Origin of the sequence: Polaribacter septentrionalilitoris (genome assembly GCF_009832745.1) — a bacterium.
Taxonomy (GTDB): Bacteria; Bacteroidota; Bacteroidia; order Flavobacteriales; family Flavobacteriaceae; genus Polaribacter; species Polaribacter septentrionalilitoris.
On the sequence record NZ_VRMJ01000008.1, the window covers coordinates 49,319 to 68,440 of the forward strand.

15 protein-coding genes and 1 tRNA gene are annotated in these 19,122 nt (G+C 30.4%); 4 read left to right on the forward strand and 12 right to left on the reverse strand.

Translation table 11 applies throughout. The features are described from left to right. Positions 1 to 2 precede the first annotated feature (2 nt). The 7 genes from FP421_RS01490 to msrB form a co-directional block, all read right to left on the reverse strand. Positions 3 to 3,695 (reverse strand): metallophosphoesterase, encoded by a 3,693-nt coding sequence (locus tag FP421_RS01490; RefSeq protein WP_159946912.1) that lies wholly within the window; start codon positions 3,693 to 3,695, stop codon positions 3 to 5. Positions 3,696 to 3,705: 10 nt separating this feature from the next. Further along, complete coding sequence (locus FP421_RS01495) at positions 3,706 to 4,296, reverse strand: nucleotidyltransferase family protein (RefSeq protein WP_159946914.1); 591 nt, start codon at positions 4,294 to 4,296, stop codon at positions 3,706 to 3,708. Then, positions 4,297 to 5,313 (reverse strand): XdhC family protein, encoded by a 1,017-nt coding sequence (locus tag FP421_RS01500; protein ID WP_159946916.1) that lies wholly within the window; start codon positions 5,311 to 5,313, stop codon positions 4,297 to 4,299. It lies immediately after the preceding gene. A 54-nt stretch (positions 5,314 to 5,367) separates the two neighbouring features. Continuing rightward, positions 5,368 to 6,312, reverse strand: a complete 945-nt coding sequence (locus FP421_RS01505; RefSeq protein WP_159947129.1) for an aldo/keto reductase — start codon at positions 6,310 to 6,312, stop codon at positions 5,368 to 5,370. An 86-nt stretch (positions 6,313 to 6,398) separates the two neighbouring features. Then, positions 6,399 to 7,955, reverse strand: a complete 1,557-nt coding sequence (locus tag FP421_RS01510) for a protein adenylyltransferase SelO (protein ID WP_159946918.1) — start codon at positions 7,953 to 7,955, stop codon at positions 6,399 to 6,401. After that, the gene (gene msrA / locus FP421_RS01515; protein WP_159946920.1) at positions 7,952 to 8,488 is read right to left on the reverse strand and encodes a peptide-methionine (S)-S-oxide reductase MsrA; all 537 of its coding nucleotides are present in this window, start codon (positions 8,486 to 8,488) and stop codon (positions 7,952 to 7,954) included. Before msrA ends, FP421_RS01510 begins: the two co-directional genes overlap by 4 nt. Next, positions 8,481 to 8,939, reverse strand: coding sequence for a peptide-methionine (R)-S-oxide reductase MsrB (msrB, locus tag FP421_RS01520; RefSeq protein ID WP_159946922.1), 459 nt, complete (start codon positions 8,937 to 8,939; stop codon positions 8,481 to 8,483). Before msrB ends, msrA begins: the two co-directional genes overlap by 8 nt. A gap of 190 nt (positions 8,940 to 9,129) precedes the next feature. Here msrB and FP421_RS01525 point away from each other — a divergent pair, with 190 nt between their 5' ends. After that, a complete protein-coding gene (locus FP421_RS01525; RefSeq protein ID WP_159946924.1) occupies positions 9,130 to 10,329 on the forward strand; it encodes a Pycsar system effector family protein in 1,200 nt (399 codons plus the stop codon). 5 nt (positions 10,330 to 10,334) lie between these two features. On the opposite strand, the gene FP421_RS01530 is transcribed toward FP421_RS01525, so the two are convergent. The 3 genes from FP421_RS01530 to FP421_RS01540 all read right to left on the reverse strand — a co-directional run bounded on the left by FP421_RS01530 (position 10,335) and on the right by FP421_RS01540 (position 15,785). After that, the gene (locus FP421_RS01530) at positions 10,335 to 12,722 is read right to left on the reverse strand and encodes a GAF domain-containing protein (RefSeq protein ID WP_159946926.1); all 2,388 of its coding nucleotides are present in this window, start codon (positions 12,720 to 12,722) and stop codon (positions 10,335 to 10,337) included. A gap of 75 nt (positions 12,723 to 12,797) precedes the next feature. After that, the gene (gene der / locus FP421_RS01535; protein WP_159946928.1) at positions 12,798 to 14,108 is read right to left on the reverse strand and encodes a ribosome biogenesis GTPase Der; all 1,311 of its coding nucleotides are present in this window, start codon (positions 14,106 to 14,108) and stop codon (positions 12,798 to 12,800) included. A 126-nt stretch (positions 14,109 to 14,234) separates the two neighbouring features. Then, positions 14,235 to 15,785: a choice-of-anchor I family protein gene (locus FP421_RS01540; protein ID WP_159946930.1), complete on the reverse strand. Its 1,551-nt coding sequence runs from the start codon at positions 15,783 to 15,785 to the stop codon at positions 14,235 to 14,237. A 183-nt stretch (positions 15,786 to 15,968) separates the two neighbouring features. Between FP421_RS01540 and FP421_RS01545 the strand changes: the two genes are divergently transcribed. Beyond that, positions 15,969 to 16,478, forward strand: coding sequence for a GTP-binding protein (locus FP421_RS01545; RefSeq protein ID WP_159946932.1), 510 nt, complete (start codon positions 15,969 to 15,971; stop codon positions 16,476 to 16,478). On the opposite strand, the gene era is transcribed toward FP421_RS01545, so the two are convergent. After that, positions 16,475 to 17,359, reverse strand: a complete 885-nt coding sequence (gene era, locus FP421_RS01550) for a GTPase Era (protein ID WP_159946933.1) — start codon at positions 17,357 to 17,359, stop codon at positions 16,475 to 16,477. The two genes, FP421_RS01545 and era, sit on opposite strands and share 4 nt — an antisense overlap. A gap of 110 nt (positions 17,360 to 17,469) precedes the next feature. On the opposite strand from era, the gene FP421_RS01555 reads away from it, so the two are divergent. After that, positions 17,470 to 17,542 (forward strand) — tRNA-Met (locus tag FP421_RS01555). Positions 17,543 to 17,652: 110 nt separating this feature from the next. Next, positions 17,653 to 17,859: a hypothetical protein gene (locus FP421_RS01560; RefSeq protein ID WP_159946934.1), complete on the forward strand. Its 207-nt coding sequence runs from the start codon at positions 17,653 to 17,655 to the stop codon at positions 17,857 to 17,859. A gap of 351 nt (positions 17,860 to 18,210) precedes the next feature. Here FP421_RS01560 and FP421_RS01565 read toward each other — a convergent pair whose 3' ends face one another. Then, positions 18,211 to 19,032: a class I SAM-dependent methyltransferase gene (locus FP421_RS01565; protein WP_159946935.1), complete on the reverse strand. Its 822-nt coding sequence runs from the start codon at positions 19,030 to 19,032 to the stop codon at positions 18,211 to 18,213. Positions 19,033 to 19,122: the final 90 nt, after the last annotated feature.

Genomic DNA, 19,122 nt, shown 5'->3' on the forward strand with positions numbered 1-19,122 from the left:
ATCTAAAAATCAAAACCTAAATCAAAAGTTAAACGTCCACCATCTGCACTATTAAAATAGCCAACACCGGCAACAATCATGTTTGCAGCATTAAAAAACAATCCACCACCATAAGAAGTATTTAGGTTTGATGCAGCATTTGGAAGTATAGTTAAGGCATTTGGTGTTCCCCAAACCATTCCATAATCAAAGCCACCGTATAAAACGACATTTAGCGGAATAAAAGAAGTTTTTATTTTTCTGATATTCCAACGAATGTCTGTTGAATGATAAAAAGAATTCTTACCCGTAAAACGCTCATTTCTATATCCTCTTAAACCTTCATTACCACCAATATTTGCCCCTTGATAGAATTCAAAATCTTTACCAAACGTAAAATGACCTTTGGCTTTTGAAGCTAAGACTAGTTGCCCACTTGGAATCAGTTTATGAGTAATTGCTAGAGAAGTTTTATTGTAAGAAAAGTTTCTGCTTTCATTTAAACTAGTGGTGTAGCCAAATTTTACATCAAACTCAACTCCTAATGTTGGGAATGCTGCATTATCTGAATGTTTGTAGAAGTAACTTGCTTCAGTGTTAAAAAAATGTTTTGAGTTAAATAACCTATTTCCAGCCGCGTATTGAGTTTCTAAAAAACGACCAGGTGTTCTTTCTACATCAAAGTTTTGATAAGAAGCACCAATTTTAATTTGTGCTCCTAAATCTCCTCTCCATTTAACAAATGAGCCCAAATTAAATTTTCGAATTCTAACTCTATTAAAATCTAAATTACCATCATCTTTATTTGCTTCAGGATTTTTAGAGTTATTACCAAAACCAAAAAAGTTTCTAGCAAAATTAGGGCTATTGTAATTTGCTTCTATACCTAAGTTCCAGCGATCAAAGATGTTAGCAAATTCTCCGTAATAATTCAGTTCATAACCTCCAGTTGCAAAATAATAGTATGCAGAAATAGTTTGTTGTTTTGTAAAAGGATTTCTTTCAAAATTATTTGAAGTAATCACATTTTTTAATCCAACTTTTATACCATCATCTGGGTTAAAACCTAAGGTAGGTGATAATAATACTGATGCGCTTTTTAATTTGGTATAATCATAAGTATTTGTTTTGTAATCATCAGTAATTTTTTTATGAATATTAGCTGTCTTAAAAGTATTCTTTTTTGATTTTTGGTCGTATACTTTTACGTTGTGATCATTGTTTATTTCGTAGATGTCATTATTTAAACCTCCAATAATTTTTAATTTTATAGAATTAACTCCATCAGCACCATTAACCGTAAAAACATCATCATCATCTAAACCATATATCCAGATTTCTTTTGTAATGTTATAAGAATATCTTCTTTCTAAGATGATATCTTTTTTTTCACCACCTTTTATTCTATAAACAGTAATTTTAGTATCTCCATTCAAAAATCGTTCAATTTCAAACCAATCATCCTTATGGGTTCCTTTGACTACTTGAAAACGATTTAAGGATGTAAAATACTGGTCAGAAATTTTTTGAAGATTTTTTCTTCGTCCTTTTAATTTTCTTTTAATCTCATTAATAGTTTCATCGTTAACTTCTTTTGGAAACTTGGCAAATGCACTTTCAATAACATCATCCGTTATTTGAGATTGAATTCTAGCTACTTGTTTGTCCCAAACGTCTTTGCCAGATTGTGCAATTAATGTCATGTCTAATGGATAAGCAGAATAACTAAACCATTTTGGATTCTTTAAATCTTCTGAATAAGAGCGCATACCTTTTAAAGCAGGCATAGAATTGGTTAGAAAATTTAATAAAAAACCATCACCAAAAACAGAGAAAGCTTGATCTCTATCTCTTGGTACAGGTCTATATATAATTTTATTTTTTTCTTCGAACTCTGCCCATCTCCATTGATCTTGATGTCTATCCCAATCACCAATTAACATATCAAAAAGTCTTGCTCTAATATAAGTTTCTTCGTCTAAAACGTATTTTTCATCCTTTAAGAGGTTCTTTCTTAAATCGTCTGTACTAATTAAATTGTTAGAATAGCCAAAGTTTTGTTTATCCCCATGACCTTCATCAGTTCTTTCTTCAATCATATACAACTCATCACCATAATCAAGATTAAATTCTCCCAAACCTTTCTGTTTTGGGACATAAAACAAAATTGGTTTGGTGTGATAAATATTAATGGCTTCTGCCAATTTATCAATAGTAAAAGGAGCATAAGGATGGGAGCCAGTAAAGACATCCATTAATAAACTCTCTGTAAATGTATCGTCAAATTGACCTTCTACATATTGGTCTTTAAAAACAACAGCCTGTAAATATTGTATGGCATTTTTACGTAAAGCCCTCATTACATATTCTCGACCTTGATTGTCTTTTAATCGTAAAGATTTTGATTGATGACCACCACCTCTTCTTACAGGTTTTAATCCTCCATAAAGTGTGTCTAGATTAACAGTTGGTGCAATAACCTTTGTGCCAAAGTATTTTCTGTAACGATCACCCCAAAGAAACTTATAAAAATTAGTCTTTTTAACTTCTTTATAAGTGTAAACAGATGCAGCTTTTTGTGAAAGTTTTGCGTTTGGGAATTCTAAATATTCTTTAACACTATCTTTCTGAAATACATTTGCTTCAAAAACAATTTTTCTATCTTTTGCAGTGTAAAAATGTACTGAAGAAGATCCATCTTTATAAATATCTAACCTAGCAAAACCTTGAGTTCCGTAACCAAAAACACCTCCGTTAACATTTTTTACTGCAGTTGTTTTAGATCCTGAGCCACTTACAATTTGCGGTAAATTATCTTTTACTATGTATTGTAAACTGTGCTCATGACCAGAAACAAAAATTATTTTTTCATTTTCTTGTGCTATAGTAATAATTCGTTTTCTTAATTCGTTATACTTAAAGTTTTGTTGGTCTGTATTGGTAACTCCTGATGTTTTTCTCAAAATATTTAAGGCGGAACCCAAAATAGGAGCAGGTTTTATATGACTTTTAAATGAGTAATAACCTCCATGCGGTCCATTGGTAAACATTGGGTGATGTAAGGCAATCAATGTAGTTTTACCTTGCGATTTTTTGATCATTCCTTCAAATTCATCAAAAAACTTTTTTCTAGTTTTTATTTCGCAATTATCATTAATGCCTGGGTGTTTATCCCAATTGGTAACATACCAATGTGTATCAACCACAATAATATTAATCTCGTCGTTAACTTCAATTTTCTCTAAAGGACAACCTTTTTCTGGCTGAAATGTGTTTTTACCTAAGGCTTTTTCAACTAGTTTTTCCTGTCTCTTTAATCCTTTTAAACCACTATACCAATCATGATTTCCTGGAATAAATAATGTTTTTCCAGGAAACTTTTTTCCAATATCTGTTTGAACTTTTAACCGATGTTTAGCAAGCTCATATTTTTTAGATTTTTCTTCAGGAATTCCTTTTGGATAAACATTATCACCTAAAAAAATAAGAGTAGAATTTCTCTTTGCCTTAAAAATTTCTTGATTTAAATAAGATAAAGCAGAATCTCTTTTGTACAATTCAGAATTACCAGCATCACCAACCAAATAGAATGAATGTAGTACTTCTGCATCGTTTTTTTTATAATTATGATTATCTACAACTTGCATTTTTGTAGTTGCACAAGCATACATTAATATTACAATTGATATCAGAAAAATAAATTTAAAAATTTTCATAGCTGTAAAATTAACCATTTGTAAAGAGTTTTAAATGCTCTACTGTATCAATATCAAAAAGATTTGTGTTTTTCTTTGGTGATAAAATTGAGTTAGAATTTTTATTTAGAAATACCTTTGCACCTTTATCACCTTTTATATTTAATAAATCATCAAAATAAAGCGAAGGAATTAAAGCGGGAACTCCATAGGTTTTATCGTATTTTGATGCAATAATTTTTGTAGAATTATCTTTAAAAAGTACTATCATTTCGTTTAAATAAGACAAATGAATTCCAGGTTGATCTGCCAACAAAATGAATACACTTTTAAATTTTAAATTTTCTTTTTGTAAGAATTGAATACCATGAATGATACTTGAGCTTAAGCCTTCTTCGAAATTAGAATTTACGATGATTTGTATGTCATTAAAATTAACCTGACTTTTTATTTTATTAGCATTAGCACCTAAAACACAAAAAGCATTATTTGGAGCTATTTTTTTAGCTTTTTCTAAGGTAATTTCTAATAGCGTTTTATCATCAATTTTAGCGAGCTGTTTAATACTTTTCATTCTTGATGATTTTCCAGCAGCCAAAACTAAAACAGCAATATTGCTCATTTAAGAAGTATGTATTTTACCGTTAATTTTTCGGAGTGAATAAGGTTCTTTTTTTCTGATGACAGATAAAATTTCAGCTACAATAGAAACCGCAATTTCTTCTGGAGTTTGGGCGCCTATATGCAAACCAGCAGGTGTATAAATACTATCTAAAAATTCATCTGAAATATCTGGCACAAATTCAAACAACTCATTAAACAAACGCTCTCTGCGTTTTGGAGCGCCTAAAATGCCAATATATTTTGGATTATACTCAGACAATTTTACCACATATTTTAAATCTTGCACATAACTATGATTCATAATTACGATAGCCGTGTTTTCTTCGATATCAGAAAATTGAATTGTTTCAGGACTTTCTCCAACAACAGAATTTGCGCCAGGAAAATCTGAGGTTTGTTTGCTGTCTTTTGCGGATGTAATTACATCTACTTCCCAACCTAAATTTGCTCCGGTTTTACAAAGTTTTACAGCATCGTGTTCACCACCAATAATAATTAATTTGAATGCAGGTTCTAGAATTTGAGAGAAAGTTTCAGTATTTTTTTGAGGTATAAATTCTTTAGAAAAAGAAAATTTCTTATTGTTTTTAAAGGTCACTGTAGAACCAAAATTCCCAAAAACTTCATCTTGTTTGATAAAAGTACTTTCCAGTTGTAGTTGATCTCTGTTTAAAATTGAATTGGTGAACTCAACTAAAAAATCATCTGAAACAGTAAAAGGTTCTATTAAAATGTATAAAATGCCTTCGCAACCTAATCTGTATCTACCATTATAAGTGATGATTTTTGATTTTCCATCAGCAAAAACAGATGTGCTTCTTTGAATGATTTCTTTTTCTACACAACCACCAGATACAGCACCAACTGAAGAAAAATCCTCAGAAATTAACATTCTAACACCAGGTTTTCTGTAAGAAGAGCCTTCTAAATAGACAACAGATGCCAAAGCATTTTTCAATCCTTTTTGTTGATTGATGATAGCTTGATTGATAATTTCTTTGAGTTCGTGAATCATTTAAAAAAAATGTTTTACTAATATAGAAATTTTAAAATTGTTGTGAAATTGCTTTTAATTCCATTGCAATTGTTTTCTTTCTGGCCAGTAAACTTCTGGAGAAACTTTAAAAGATTTTAGTTTTTCGATTTCCAAACTGGAAAGTGAAAATGAGTTTACTTTTAAATTTTCTTGCAATTGTTTGCTATTGCTGGCACCACTTAAAACAGTACTTTTAGAAATAGTTTGCAAACAATATTGTAAGGCTATTGCATCTGTGCCAACATTGTGTTTTAATGCTAATTGCTCTAAAAATGAATACATTTTATTGTAATGTGGATAGTTTTTATTGCTGAAAATTCTGCCATTTGCTAATGCTTCTTTAATTACAATGGATTTATTTTCGCGAATTAACTCATCAGAAATTGTGAGTAAACTTTGATCTAAAAAATTGTAAGTTACTTGAAAAACATCAAATAGTCTTTCCTCATTAATAGTAACGTCAAGAGCTTTTCGAATTACCTCTACTTGATTTGTGCCAGAGGTAGTTATTCCAATTTTTAAACGATGTTCTTTTTTTAAAATTGCTAATTGCTCTAATACTCCTTTATTTTCTAAAACTCCAGTTTCTAAAGTTGCAGAATGAATTTGATATACTTTTAAGTGAGGTAGCAATTGTTTTGAGAAATTCCATTGTTCATTTAGTTTCGCTAAACTATGTTCTTTTACTTCGTGAATTTTTGCATTTGGGTCAAAGTTTGCAGTGTAGGTATATCCCCATTTTGTTGCAATTTTGATAGAAGAGTCATTTTTTGTTTGAAGCCATTCCAAAACCAATTCTTCTGCCAATCCATAACCAGGAGCAGTATCAAAATAACGAACTCCAGAATTGTAAGCTTCTTCCAAAACTTGAAAACTTTCTTTTCGAAAAGTTTCTAAGTTAGAATTATCACAATCTTCTACTCGAACATTGATGTATTGAGGTCTTCCTAAAGCTGCTGTTCCTAAGCCTAATTTCATATTTTTATTTTTATTAAAAGTCATTTTTAAGCTTTTAACTATTGAAGATTTCTCCACAAGGTCGAAATGACAAACTAATTTATTTTTTAAGAACTACAAGATAACATAGAACAACCTACTTTGTTTCTTGCCCATTCTGGTCTTTTTGCAAACCATTTTTCGTTTTCTGGTTGTTCAGAATATGGTTTTTTTAAGAGTTGATTTAACTCGTCAATTAACGAGTAGTCACCATCATCTGCTGCATCAATAGCCAATTGTGCCATATAATTTCTAAGCACATATTTTGGGTTTACAGCATCCATTTTTTCTTTTCTTTCTGAATTCGATAAAGTTTCTTTTTGTAATCTTTCAAAATAGCTATTGAACCATAAATTCCATAATCTCTTTATTTCATCTGAAACATCATCTAAATTATAAAATGCTTTTTCTATCAAATTTAAACCTGACTTAGCATCAGAAAAATCACTTAATAATCTAAAGAAAATCGTCATGTCTGTTTCTACCAATTGCAAAGTGTCTTCTAAATTTTGAATTAGCTGAACATCGTGTTTATTGTCTGAAAATAATCCTAATTTAGACTTCATCATTTTAAAAGATTTCTCTTCAAAATCAATTTTATACTGATTTAAAACAGCTTCTAAAGGCTCAACTTCTTCTATGGTGGGATACAGTGCGTTTGCCAATTGATATAAATTCCAAAGTCCAATATTTGGTTGATTTCCATATCTGTAGCGTTTATTTTGTCTGTCAGTGGTGTTTGGTGTCCAGCCAAAATCAAATCCTTCTAACCAACCATAAGGTCCATAATCTATGGTTAATCCTAAAATAGACATGTTATCTGTATTCATCACTCCGTGTACAAAACCAACTCTTTGCCAATGAATTATCATATCTAAAGTTCGTTCAGAAACTTCTTTAAAAAAATTGATGTAGGTTTTTTTAGATGCTGTTCCTAAATGGCTAAAATGATGTTTGATGGTATAATCAACCAAGTTTTTTAAATTCTTAACATCTTTTCTAGCTGCAAAAATTTCGAAATTTCCAAAACGTAAAAACGATGGAGAAATTCGTGATACGATTGCTCCTTTTTCATAAGCAGGATTTCCATTGTATAGCACATCACGCAAAACATCATCGTCAGTTAGACTTAATGATAAAGACCTCGTAGTTGGCACACCCAAATGAAACATCGCTTCTGCACACAAATATTCTCTAATTGATGAACGTAAAACGGCTAAACCATCTGCAGTTCTAGAATATGGTGTTTCTCCAGCACCTTTTAATTGAACTTTCCAGTTTTTATGTTGATGTTCTACTTCAAATAAATTAATGGCTCTTCCATCTCCTAATTGACCTGCCCAATTACCAAATTGATGTCCTCCATAACACATTGCATAAGGTTTTGTATTAGGATATACTTGGTTTCCAGTAACAATATCTCTAAAGAATTCTGATTGTAAATCTTCTTCAGAAATCCCAAGTTCATCAGCCATTTCTTTTGAGGTATGAATCACTTTTGGTGCTTTAGTCTGTTTAGGAGTTGCATATGAAAAAACAGCTTCAGTGACTTGTCTTCTTGAATTGTCAAGATTTGGGTCAGCAGGTAATTCTTTGGTAAATGTATTTTTGATGTTTAGTTTCATGCTAATTTATCAGCGTGTAATTTTCTTAATTTTGAGAGCTTAGGTTCAATTACATAGGTGCAATAGCCTTGTTGGGTATTCTCTCTATAATAATTTTGATGCTCTTGTTCTGCTTCATAAAAAATAGGCAAAGGACTAATTTCTGTTACAATTTTATCATCATAATAGGGTTGAATTTGTTTTAAAACTTCCTCTGAAATTTGTTTTTGTTGTCCATCATGATAAAAAATTACAGAACGGTATTGTGTGCCTCTATCTGCTCCTTGTCTATTTAGTGTTGTAGGGTTGTGCGTTGTCATAAATATGACTAAAATGTCTTCAAAAGAAATACTATTTGCATCAAAAGTAATTTGAATAACTTCTGCATGACCTGTTAATCCCGAACAGATTTCTCTATAGGTTGGTTTTCCTGGAGCATTTCCTCCAGCATAACCAGACACTACTTTTTCAATACCTCTTACTTCTTGGAATACAGCTTCTGTACACCAAAAACAGCCACCTCCTAAAGTGGCAATTTGTAAATTTTTACTCATTTTTATCTCCTTGCTCTAACTGCATAGATTCAGAATTAATACAATATCGCAATCCACTTGGTTCTGGTCCATCTGGGAAAATGTGTCCCAAATGAGCATCACATGAGTTGCATAGTACCTCAACTCTAATCATACCAAAAGAGGTGTCTTTATGGTATTTAATAGCGTTTTCTTTAATGGGTTGCGTAAAACTAGGCCAACCAGTTCCTGAACTAAACTTTATGGTAGAATCAAATAATGGTGTATTGCAACAAACACAATTGTATTGACCTTCATCATAAATACTACATAAAGCTCCACTGTGAGGTCTTTCAGTTCCTTTTTGTCTTGTAATTCTGAATTGCTCTGGGGTTAATAAAGCTTTCCATTCTGTTTCAGTTTTCTCAACTCTTTTATCAGGAGTTGGATTTCCTTTTGTTGCGAAGTTGATAACTTCTTTCCAAGTTAGCATATTTTAGGTTCCTTTCTTTTCTAAATTAATATTGATATGCTTTCGTTTTTAGACGTAAAAAACGTTGTTAACTTACAAATAATTCTTAATTTGTATACCTTTGAAAGCAATACCTAAATTTACGACGAATATCAATAAAGAGGAAAGTTACTTTGTAGTTTCTTTCGATTCGTTTATAAAATAATCTTATATGAGTACACTAATTGTTGATGCAGAAAAATTTGTTTTTAACTTGTTAAGTAATGAGCTTGACACGAAATATGTCTATCATAATTTGGCTCATACACAAAGAGTAGTTGAGAAAACAAAAGAACTTGTAGAAAATTTAAATATAACTGAAACTGATACTGAGAATTTAGAAATTGCAGCTTGGTTTCATGATACAGGTTTTACTCAAAAGTCATCAGGTCATGAAGAAATTAGTGTAGCGATAGTAAGTGATTTTTTAAAACAAAAAAAAGTTGGCCAAAAAAGAATTGATGCTATTTCAAAGTTGATTTTAGCAACAAAAATGGGACATGAACCTCAAACTATTTTAGAGGAAATTATAATTGATGCAGATTGTGCACATTTGGCTTCTAAAAGCTTTTTTGATTACACTTCTTTACTAAGAAAAGAGTGGGAGATAAGTGGTTTTAAAATAATTTCTGATGAGGAATGGATGAAAGAAAATATTGCTTTTTTTACAGGTCAGCACCGTTTTAATACCGAATATGCTCTGAAAAACTGGACTAAAAGAAAGGAGAAAAATCTTTCTAAATTGATAAAAAATTTAAAAAGTTTACAAGAAGATCTTCGAAAATTTAATCAGAAGCAAGAGGCTTTAGAACTTAAAAAAGAAAAGATTGAAGCTCCAGAACGTGGTATAGAAACTATGTTTAGAGTTGCTTTGAGAAATCATATTACATTAAGTGATATTGCAGATACTAAAGCAAATATTTTATTATCTGTTAATGCTATTATTATTTCGGTAGCATTATCTAATTTGTTACCTAAATTAGATAACCCTTCTAACACGTATTTGATTTACCCTACATTAATTTTTATGGGATTTACTGTAGCTTCTATAGTTTTATCGATTTTAGCAACAAGACCAAATGTAACCAAAGGTGAGTTTACAAAAGAAGATGTTGCCAATAAAAAAGTAAACCTTTTATTTTTTGGAAACTTTCATCAAATGAGCTTAAAAGATTTTGAATGGGCTATGGGTGAAATGATGCAGGACAAGGATTATCTGTATGGATCTTTAACCAAAGACTTATATTTTTTAGGACTTGTACTGAATAGAAAATACAATCTATTAAGAACAACTTATACTGTTTTTATGATTGGTATACTTGTTAGTGTTGTTGCTTTTGCAATAGCATTTGCTACTCAAGGAATGGCTTAATTTTTTTAAGCTTCAATTTCTTTGATTAAATCATCGAAAGAAATGGTGTTTTTTTCTTTAAAATCTTCTTGATAGATAACTTCTACACGTAATGCTTTTAATCCAGAAACACCTTGTAAATCTTCCAATTCTAAGTATTCTAATTTACCTAATTGATTTTTAGACTGTAGATAATTGATGTATTTTGTATACTCTATAGCATCTTTTTCTTGAGAGTAAACTATTGCAATTTTTCCTGGAGTTGTAAGTCTTTCTTCTGTACTTTTAATATGAGCTTTGTCAATTCGTTTTTTTATAATTTCATAACGAATATTATAGGCACCATCTACATCAAATTGTTTTTCATCCATTCTAAATTTGATTGCCATTGCATTACTATGTACTAAAATAAGAGATGCAACTCGTAGTTGGGTTTTCATATTTCTACGTTCGTAATAAGCTACATTTTCCATTTCATAGGTAATTTGCAACTGCCATAAACGTAAATTATACAAATACAATTTATCAAAAGATTTGTTCTTAGTGATAGATTGTCCAATATACATGTTGTACTCTACACCATCAGTTTTATATCGCTCAAAATAGTGTGGAAACATATCTTGTGCATCTTTTTGTCTATTGTCAATAAACTTGGCTAATTTGTCATTTAAAAGGGTAACACTATCTTCATATTCTTTTCTACGCTCATAAACCACATTTAGGTTTTTATCTAAACGATTCATGTAGATAGTTACCTTGTCTGAATGTTCATCACTAATTTCTCTAATGTGATTGAAAACTGGATAAATATCTTTGTTTAAAAAATCTAAAATACTGACTTCATCACCTGCATTTAATCCACTTTTTACATCTTTCAAATATGAAGAAACACGAAACATCAATTCGTTATAAATAGGAAGTTGTTCTGTTTTACATGCATCTTCAAGTACAGAAATTGCCAAGGTTAATTGTGTAATTAAATCTTCTTTTATGGCTTTATTTCTTGCTGTAGAAGAACCTTTTATATCACTTTGGCCATAAAGAGGATATACATCTTTAAAAACAATTTCATCTAGTTTTGCGTTGTCATTTGTTTGGCTTTCAAAATGATATTTTTCTGCTGCTTCATAAAAACGCCACTTTACTGAATTATGAATAGAAGTATAGTTTTCTTGTATTGTGGCCTCTAAAACATTCTGACGTTCTTCTGAAACTCTTTTAACAGCAGCTTCAAAAACCGGAATAATGTCTTTAAGTTTGTTGATGTTTACTGAGTTTAATTCATAAGCTCTTGGTGAAGCAATTTCTAATAATGCTAAGTCATTATTCTTGGTTGCTTTTATAGGAATTAAGATGATACTTCTAATTCCAGAATCGTGTAAACTTTGATAAAATGGATTTTTGTTTGTATTCAATCCATATTCTTCAATATCAGAAATTACGAATGTTTCGTGATTTTGAAATACTTTTTGCATTATTCCATGACAAAAGTAGCCGCCTTCACAAGAAATTTCTGAATTTTTGTTTAAAATAATGCTGTTTGATTTTTTTAAGGCAGCCTCACAAATTTTATCATTTACATTATCAAAAATAGAATACCCTAATTTTAAATCTTTGATGGCATAGAAATCTCTTAAATTGTTTTGGAGATGATAAATTAAATCGTCTCCACCTGCTAAAAGATTTGCTTTGATAGAAGATAGCATTTCTTCTGAAGTAACATCAAATAAATTAACTAATCCAAAACCTTTAAAAATATAGCTATTTGGTGGAAACTTCTCTTTCCATAAATCGATATTGTCAAAGTTATTTAGTAATTCTTTAAAATCTTCTTGTGTTAAATTAGGTGCTTTTTCTGTTGCTGTGATTTCAGAAAAATCACCATTAAAAGCTGCTCTATAATACTTCATTGTTCCTGTGGTTTGATCAGGAATATCAAAATAAAAAGGTCTTTTAATATCTACTTTATAGCCATAAACAAATCCTAAAATAAATGTACAAGCCATAATGTACATACTATCATCTTCAAAATTACGAACATTAAATTCGTAATTGTCTCCAGCATTATTTAATATGTTCTCAAATCTATCTGAAAATTTAAAAGACGTAAATGAGAAAGGAACACTAACTGCTTTAATTTCGTTTAAACGTAAAGGTTCTGGAAATAATGGATCTAATAATAAGTTTATTTGTTCTTTGTACTTTTTGAGTAAAGTATAATCTGAAAATCCATCATTTAATTCTGGATGTTTATTGAATAAATCTACCATTTTCTTTGCAGCATCATGATAAGGATGTTCTTCGTATTCTTGATGCGCATATTTTTCGAACAATACAAATACCTTTTTAAAGGAAATGTTTAACTGAAGAGGTAATTCAACTTCTTCAATTTTATTAGATTCTATTATTTTCATTGTTCAAAAATTTTAAAATAGGTTACTATTTTAGACGTATTTAATAGAATAAAGTTACAAAAAAATGTTTTGTAATTATTTCTGCCTAAAATAGATAGTGATTGGAATACCCGTAAAATTGTAAATTTCTCTTAATTTATTTTCTACAAAACGTTTGTAAGGGTCTCTTACATACTGAGGTAAATTACAAAAAAAAGCAAATTGTGGAGTAGGAGTAGGCAACTGCATACAGTATTTGATTTTTACAAATTTTCCTTTTATTGCTGGTGGTGGATAGCTTTTTACCACCTCTAGCATAGTATCGTTAAACTTACTTGTTGGAATTCTATTTTTTCTATTTTCAAAAACTTCTACAGCAGTTTCAATAGCTTTAAATAAACGTTGTTTTGTTAATGCAGAAATAAAAACAATAGGCACATCTGTAAAAGGCTCTATTTGTTTACGAACTTTGGCTTCAAAATCTCGCATTGTGTTGGTTTCTTTCTCAACTAAATCCCATTTATTAATTAAGATAACAATACCTTTTCTGTTTTTTTCTGCCAACCAAAAAATATTTTGATCTTGACCTTCAAAACCACGAGTGGCATCAACTACTAAAATAATAACATCAGAATATTCAATAGAACGCACAGCACGCATTACAGAATAAAATTCTAAATCTTCTTTAACTCTCGATTTTTTTCTGATTCCTGCGGTATCAACCAAATTAAAGTCGAAACCAAATCTGTTGTATTTTGTATCTATAGAATCTCTTGTAGTTCCTGCAATATTGGTTACAATGTTTCTGTCTTCACCAATTAAAGCATTAATAAATGACGATTTTCCTGCATTTGGTCTACCAACAACCGAAAATCTTGGCAATTCTTCTTTCTCTAAATCTACTTCTTCTGGTTCTGGCATTTTTTCTGAAATAGCATCCAGTAAATCTCCTGTTCCACTTCCGTTGATCGATGAAATGGTATGATAATCTCCCAAACCTAAATTGTAAAATTCTACTGCATCCGCATCACGCATTGCATTGTCAACTTTATTTACTGTTAAGAAGATAGGCTTTTTTACTTTTCTTAGCATTTTGGCAACTTCAGCATCCATAGGAGTAATGCCATCTTCAACATCTACTACAAACACAATAATGTCTGCTTCATCTATGGCAAGTTTTACTTGCTTTCTAATTTCTTCTTCAAAAATATCATCAGAACCTACAGCATAACCACCAGTGTCTATTACAGAAAACTCTTTTCCATTCCAGTCTGATTTACCATAATGTCTATCTCTTGTTACTCCGCTAACAGAATCTACAATTGCTTCTCTACGTTGAACCAATCTGTTGAAAAGTGTGGATTTTCCAACATTAGGTCTTCCTACAATGGCAACAATGCTATTCATATGAATTGAAATTTTTTGCAAAGATACAATTTACCCTTTTAAGAAATGCTATTTTAAAAATTGTCTTTAAATAGTAAAAGCCAGCAAAAAATGCTGACTAATAATAAAAAAAATCTAGATTTTTTTTTATTTTGAATAAATATTTAATGTTGCTGTGTCTGGAGCTTCGTTAGAAACTATTAATAATAATTTTCCGTTTGGGCTATCTTCTGCATTAACTATGGTTAATCCTTCTGGAGAAGTATTTCTTAATCGTTGAATAAAAATTGGATTATATACATCTGAAATATTGTAAACTAAAACATCTCCAGATCTTTCTAAACCAATAACAGCAAAAGTGTTTTCACCTTCAACAAAAGTGGATACAGCTTCTGGTTCAGTTCCTTTATCATCAGATCTGTTTTCTGGGTAATTTCCAAAATCGAAAAGGCCTTTTAATGTAAATTGGTTTCCAGAATCAAAAATTTGCATTCCATTAGTATTCCAAATAGAGAAAGATCGAGCACCATAACCATAAATTTGATCAATGTATCCATCACCATCAGTGTCGCCATTTGCAGTTGTAACTTTTAACCTTCCTAGATTTTCTTTTTTTTGTAATTCTGCTGCATTAGGATAAGCAGTTGGGTCTAGCGTTAAATCATCTGCTCTATCTTCTTCTGAGTAGCCATCATAATCTCTAGCATCACCTTCGTTTGCAGTTATAATGTATCCAGTTCCATTAATTTCAAAGTAATCAATAGCATCTGGTTGATAAAAGCTTAATACTGGCCAGTAATTTAAATTACCTATGTTGTCATCTTTATCACTTAAATCAAAAGGGATTTCTGAGTAATCTTTAGTGCCTAAAGGTAAAATTTCTGTAATTTTTTTTGATGTGATGTCTAATTTTGCTATTCCGTTATTTTCTTGTAGGGCAATAAATGCTGTTTTAGAATCTGATGAAACTGTAATATATTCTGGCTCTACATCTGTGCTTAAATCTGCTCCAGGTCCAAAAACTCTAAATCCTTTTGCTTCTAATGCTGTTTCTTGAGAATTGAAACTATCAAAGAAAATTTGGGAAGTAGTTTTTGTTTCAACTTCAATTAAGGTTATAGAGCCTTTAGGATCTATATTGTAATTATCATTTGGTTCTCCTTCGTTTGCAGCTATGATGTATTTTCCATCAGGAGTAAAAGTAACCATGTCAGGTAAAGCACCAGCAGTAATTTGAGCATATGGTGTGGTTAAATCATCTGTTTTAAAAACAACAACTTTACCATTATCGGTTTTAACATTTGCTTCTACAGCAATTGCTAAATATCCGTTTTTTGTAGCAACGCTATTTACATTACCCCCAAATTCAGTTACATTAATAGCTGTTTTTATTTGTGGGCTATCCAAATCTGAGATATCAATAACATCTACTTCTTTTGCTTCAGCATTTGTAGAAAAGATAGTTTTAGTTGCTGGGTCATAGGCAGATATTTCAGGTACTCCATCACCTAAACTAATTTTAGCAGTGGTAGAGAAATAAGTAACATCTTTTCCGTTTGCACCACTTAAGCCATTTAAACCGTTTGCGCCATTAGTACCATTTGTTCCGTCGATACCATCAACACCATCTTCTCCACAAGAGAACAATACAATTGCAGAGGCTAATACAATGTTGTGTGATAATTTTTTTAATTTCATAATTTATGTTTGATTAATAATTGTCAAAAATGAAACCTATAATTTACTTGTGTGTTAATTGAATTATAATTTAGTATTAGTGTTTTTGAATTTCTGTTAAGAGAATGTTTAGTATTCTATAAAAAAGTAAGTGTTTGTTAGCAAAAGGTAATTTTCTTACATTTAGAGTGTCAATCCAAAAAAATGAGTGTTCAAGAAAAAAGAAATAGTGAGTTTTTTTTAAGACCAAGGTTCTCAATTGATTTACAAGAAAACTCAGAAGAGTTGCAAAAACGAATTGAAGATTATTTGAGTAGCGAAGCTTGTAAATTTAAAAGTAAGGTCTCAGAGGATCATTTTTTTATTGATGTACCTGACAAGAAAAGTCATTTTTGGTCGCCACAATTGCATTTTGAAATTGAAAAGATTGATGAAAAATCATCAACTATAAAAGGATTATTTGGGCCAAAACCACAAGTTTGGACACTTTTTATGTTTGTACATTTTGTTGTAGCTACTATGTTTTTAGGTTTTGGGGTGATGGCTTATGTTAGACATCGATTGGATGAAAGTTTATTTTTTCCTGTAGCCATGCTAATTGCGTTGCCATTAATCTGGGTGTTGTTGTATGTTTTGGGAAGTTTAGGTAAGGAAACAGGAAAAAATCAGATGAAAGAATTACACGATTTTTTAATTGATATTATCGAAAATTAATTCTGATTGTATCCAAATCTCTTTAATTGATTCTTATCACTTCTCCAGTTTTTATTAACTTTTACATACAATTCAATAAATACTTTTTTCTGAAAAAAACGTTCTAAATCTTTTCTAGCTTCTGCACCAACACGTTTTATAGCAGACCCTTTGTGGCCAATGATAATTCCTTTTTGAGTATCTCTTTCTACCATGATTATCGAACGAATTCTAACAATATTTTCTTCTTCGATAAAGCTTTCGGTTTCAACTTCTACAGAATACGGAATTTCTTTTTTGTAGTGCGTTAAGATTTTTTCACGAATTTTTTCATTTACAAAAAAGCGTTCAGATTTGTCTGTTAATTGATCTTTTGGGTAAAAAGGAGGTCCTTCTGGAAGTAATTCAATAATTTTTATAAAAACACTTTCAACGTTAAACTTCTCTAGAGCAGAAATTACATAAACAAAAGAGTTGGGTACTTTTTCTCGCCAATAAGCAATCTTTTCATCAACTTCTACTTTGTTAGATTTATCAATTTTATTCAATAATAAAATTACAGGGATTTTACTGTTGATTATCTTGTTAAAGAAAGCTTCATTTTTTAATGCAGTTTCACCAACTTCTACCATATAAATTATTACATCAGCATCGTCTAAAGCAGATTTTACAAAATCCATCATAGAAGATTGCAGTTCATAAGCAGGTTTAATGATTCCAGGAGTGTCAGAAAAAACGATTTGATATTCTTCGTGATTTACAATTCCTAAAACTCGATGTCTTGTAGTTTGCGCTTTTGGGGTGATAATCGATAATTTTTCACCTACCAAGGCATTCATTAATGTAGATTTTCCCACATTAGGATTTCCAATAATATTTACAAAACCAGCTTTATGAATCATAAAACAAATATAATGTGTTTTGTTAAGCGACTATAATTTAAGAGGATAAAAAATAAATCAAATAAAGTTTGGAAAATACTTAGGTTGTGTTGTATATTTGCAGTCCAAATCGCGGGATAGAGCAGTAGGTAGCTCGTCGGGCTCATAACCCGAAGGTCACTGGTTCGAGTCCAGTTCCCGCTACAAAGCTTAAAGCTATTTAAATCAACGAATTGTGTCTCACAATTCGTTTTTTTATGTCTTCTGTTTTCTTACATTTACAGCGAGTACACGATTCAGTACACGATTTTACTATGAAAAAGAACTATTCAGACCCTAAAATTTACACTGGTGGAATTGCTATTTCCAATTGGTCTAAACTATCAACTAAAGCTCAAAAAGCTGCACTTGACAAGCCTTGGTACTTGTATTTTTCTTATCGAAATCCAAAAACAGGAAAATTAGAAAGACAAACAAATATTAAAGGAGATGCTAATAAATATCTCACTAAAAAAGAATAGTACAATTATTTATTAGCCTTACAAAGTGCCCTACTGAAATTATTGGAATTTGGATTCAATTCTTATGAAGATAATGAAGATTTATATTTTACAATTCCATTTCATAAATATTCCATTTTTTTAAGTATAAATCTATGCATTCTAGAGGTTCTTCTTTTTCTATGAATTATTTTTAGTACCACTTTCATGTATTTTTATTTAAAGTGAGGTGTTTTAAGTATAGAATATACAGAAAATGCAAAAAAATAAAAATTGATCAAAAAGCCTTAAATGACTCGTCATCACTATTGTTCTAAAAGAGAAGATAAATAACATTATTATATATGAACATCGCTATAGAAATAAACTAAGTTATTTCTTAGCAGCAATCATCATATGAGGACTAAAAGGCAATAAATATTCATCATTTTGAGTGATTTTTTGTAGCTCTCTTAAAGTTTTAGATTTCTTTTTGTCTAACATATTTGCAAAATATTCATTGTCTAACCAAATCATACCTTCTACAGCAAATAAATTAATAAACTCTAAACCTTGTTCTAAAAACTCTTCTTTCAATTCTTGAGGTTTATGATAAAAAGCATCTGCCAATAAAAAAGGAAAATCTTTGGGTGCATTATGAATTCCAGTAGTCAATTCTTGTTTACACATTTCAAAAAAAGAATTTGCATGAATCATTCCGTTCATCAAACCAACAACTGTAGAAGCTGGTGCATTAATAGCGAATCCTAAAATTACTCCACCTCTTTTAAGCACTCTTTTTGCTTCTAAAATAGTTGCTATTCTGTCTTCTCTTTTTTGTAAATGGTATAAGGGGCCATGTAAAATTACCAAATCTGCAACTTCATTTTGATAAGGCAAATTTTGAGATTCCCCTTGGGTTACAGAAAAAGGATGTTGTAGTTTTTTTGCTCTTTTTTGTGCGAGTTTTATGTGTTTTTCAACAGGTTCTAACAAATGAACTTTATGCCCTTTTTTTGCTAACCATTCACTGTATTTCCCTGTTCCACCACCAACATCAATAATAGTTGATTTAGGTTTAGAAACATGTGTTTCTATAAGTTCTTTAATACGGTCAAACTCAAAAACCCCCATTCCTTTTTCAAGGCGAGTTTCTTCTGAAGCTTTATTGTAAAAACTTTCTAATTCTTTACTGATTAATGGTGTTTTTTTCATCAATTAAATTCTAATCAAATGTATTATAATAATTTTAATATCAACATAAATCTATACTTGCAATTTGTGTTTGTTGTAATTTAATCCTTA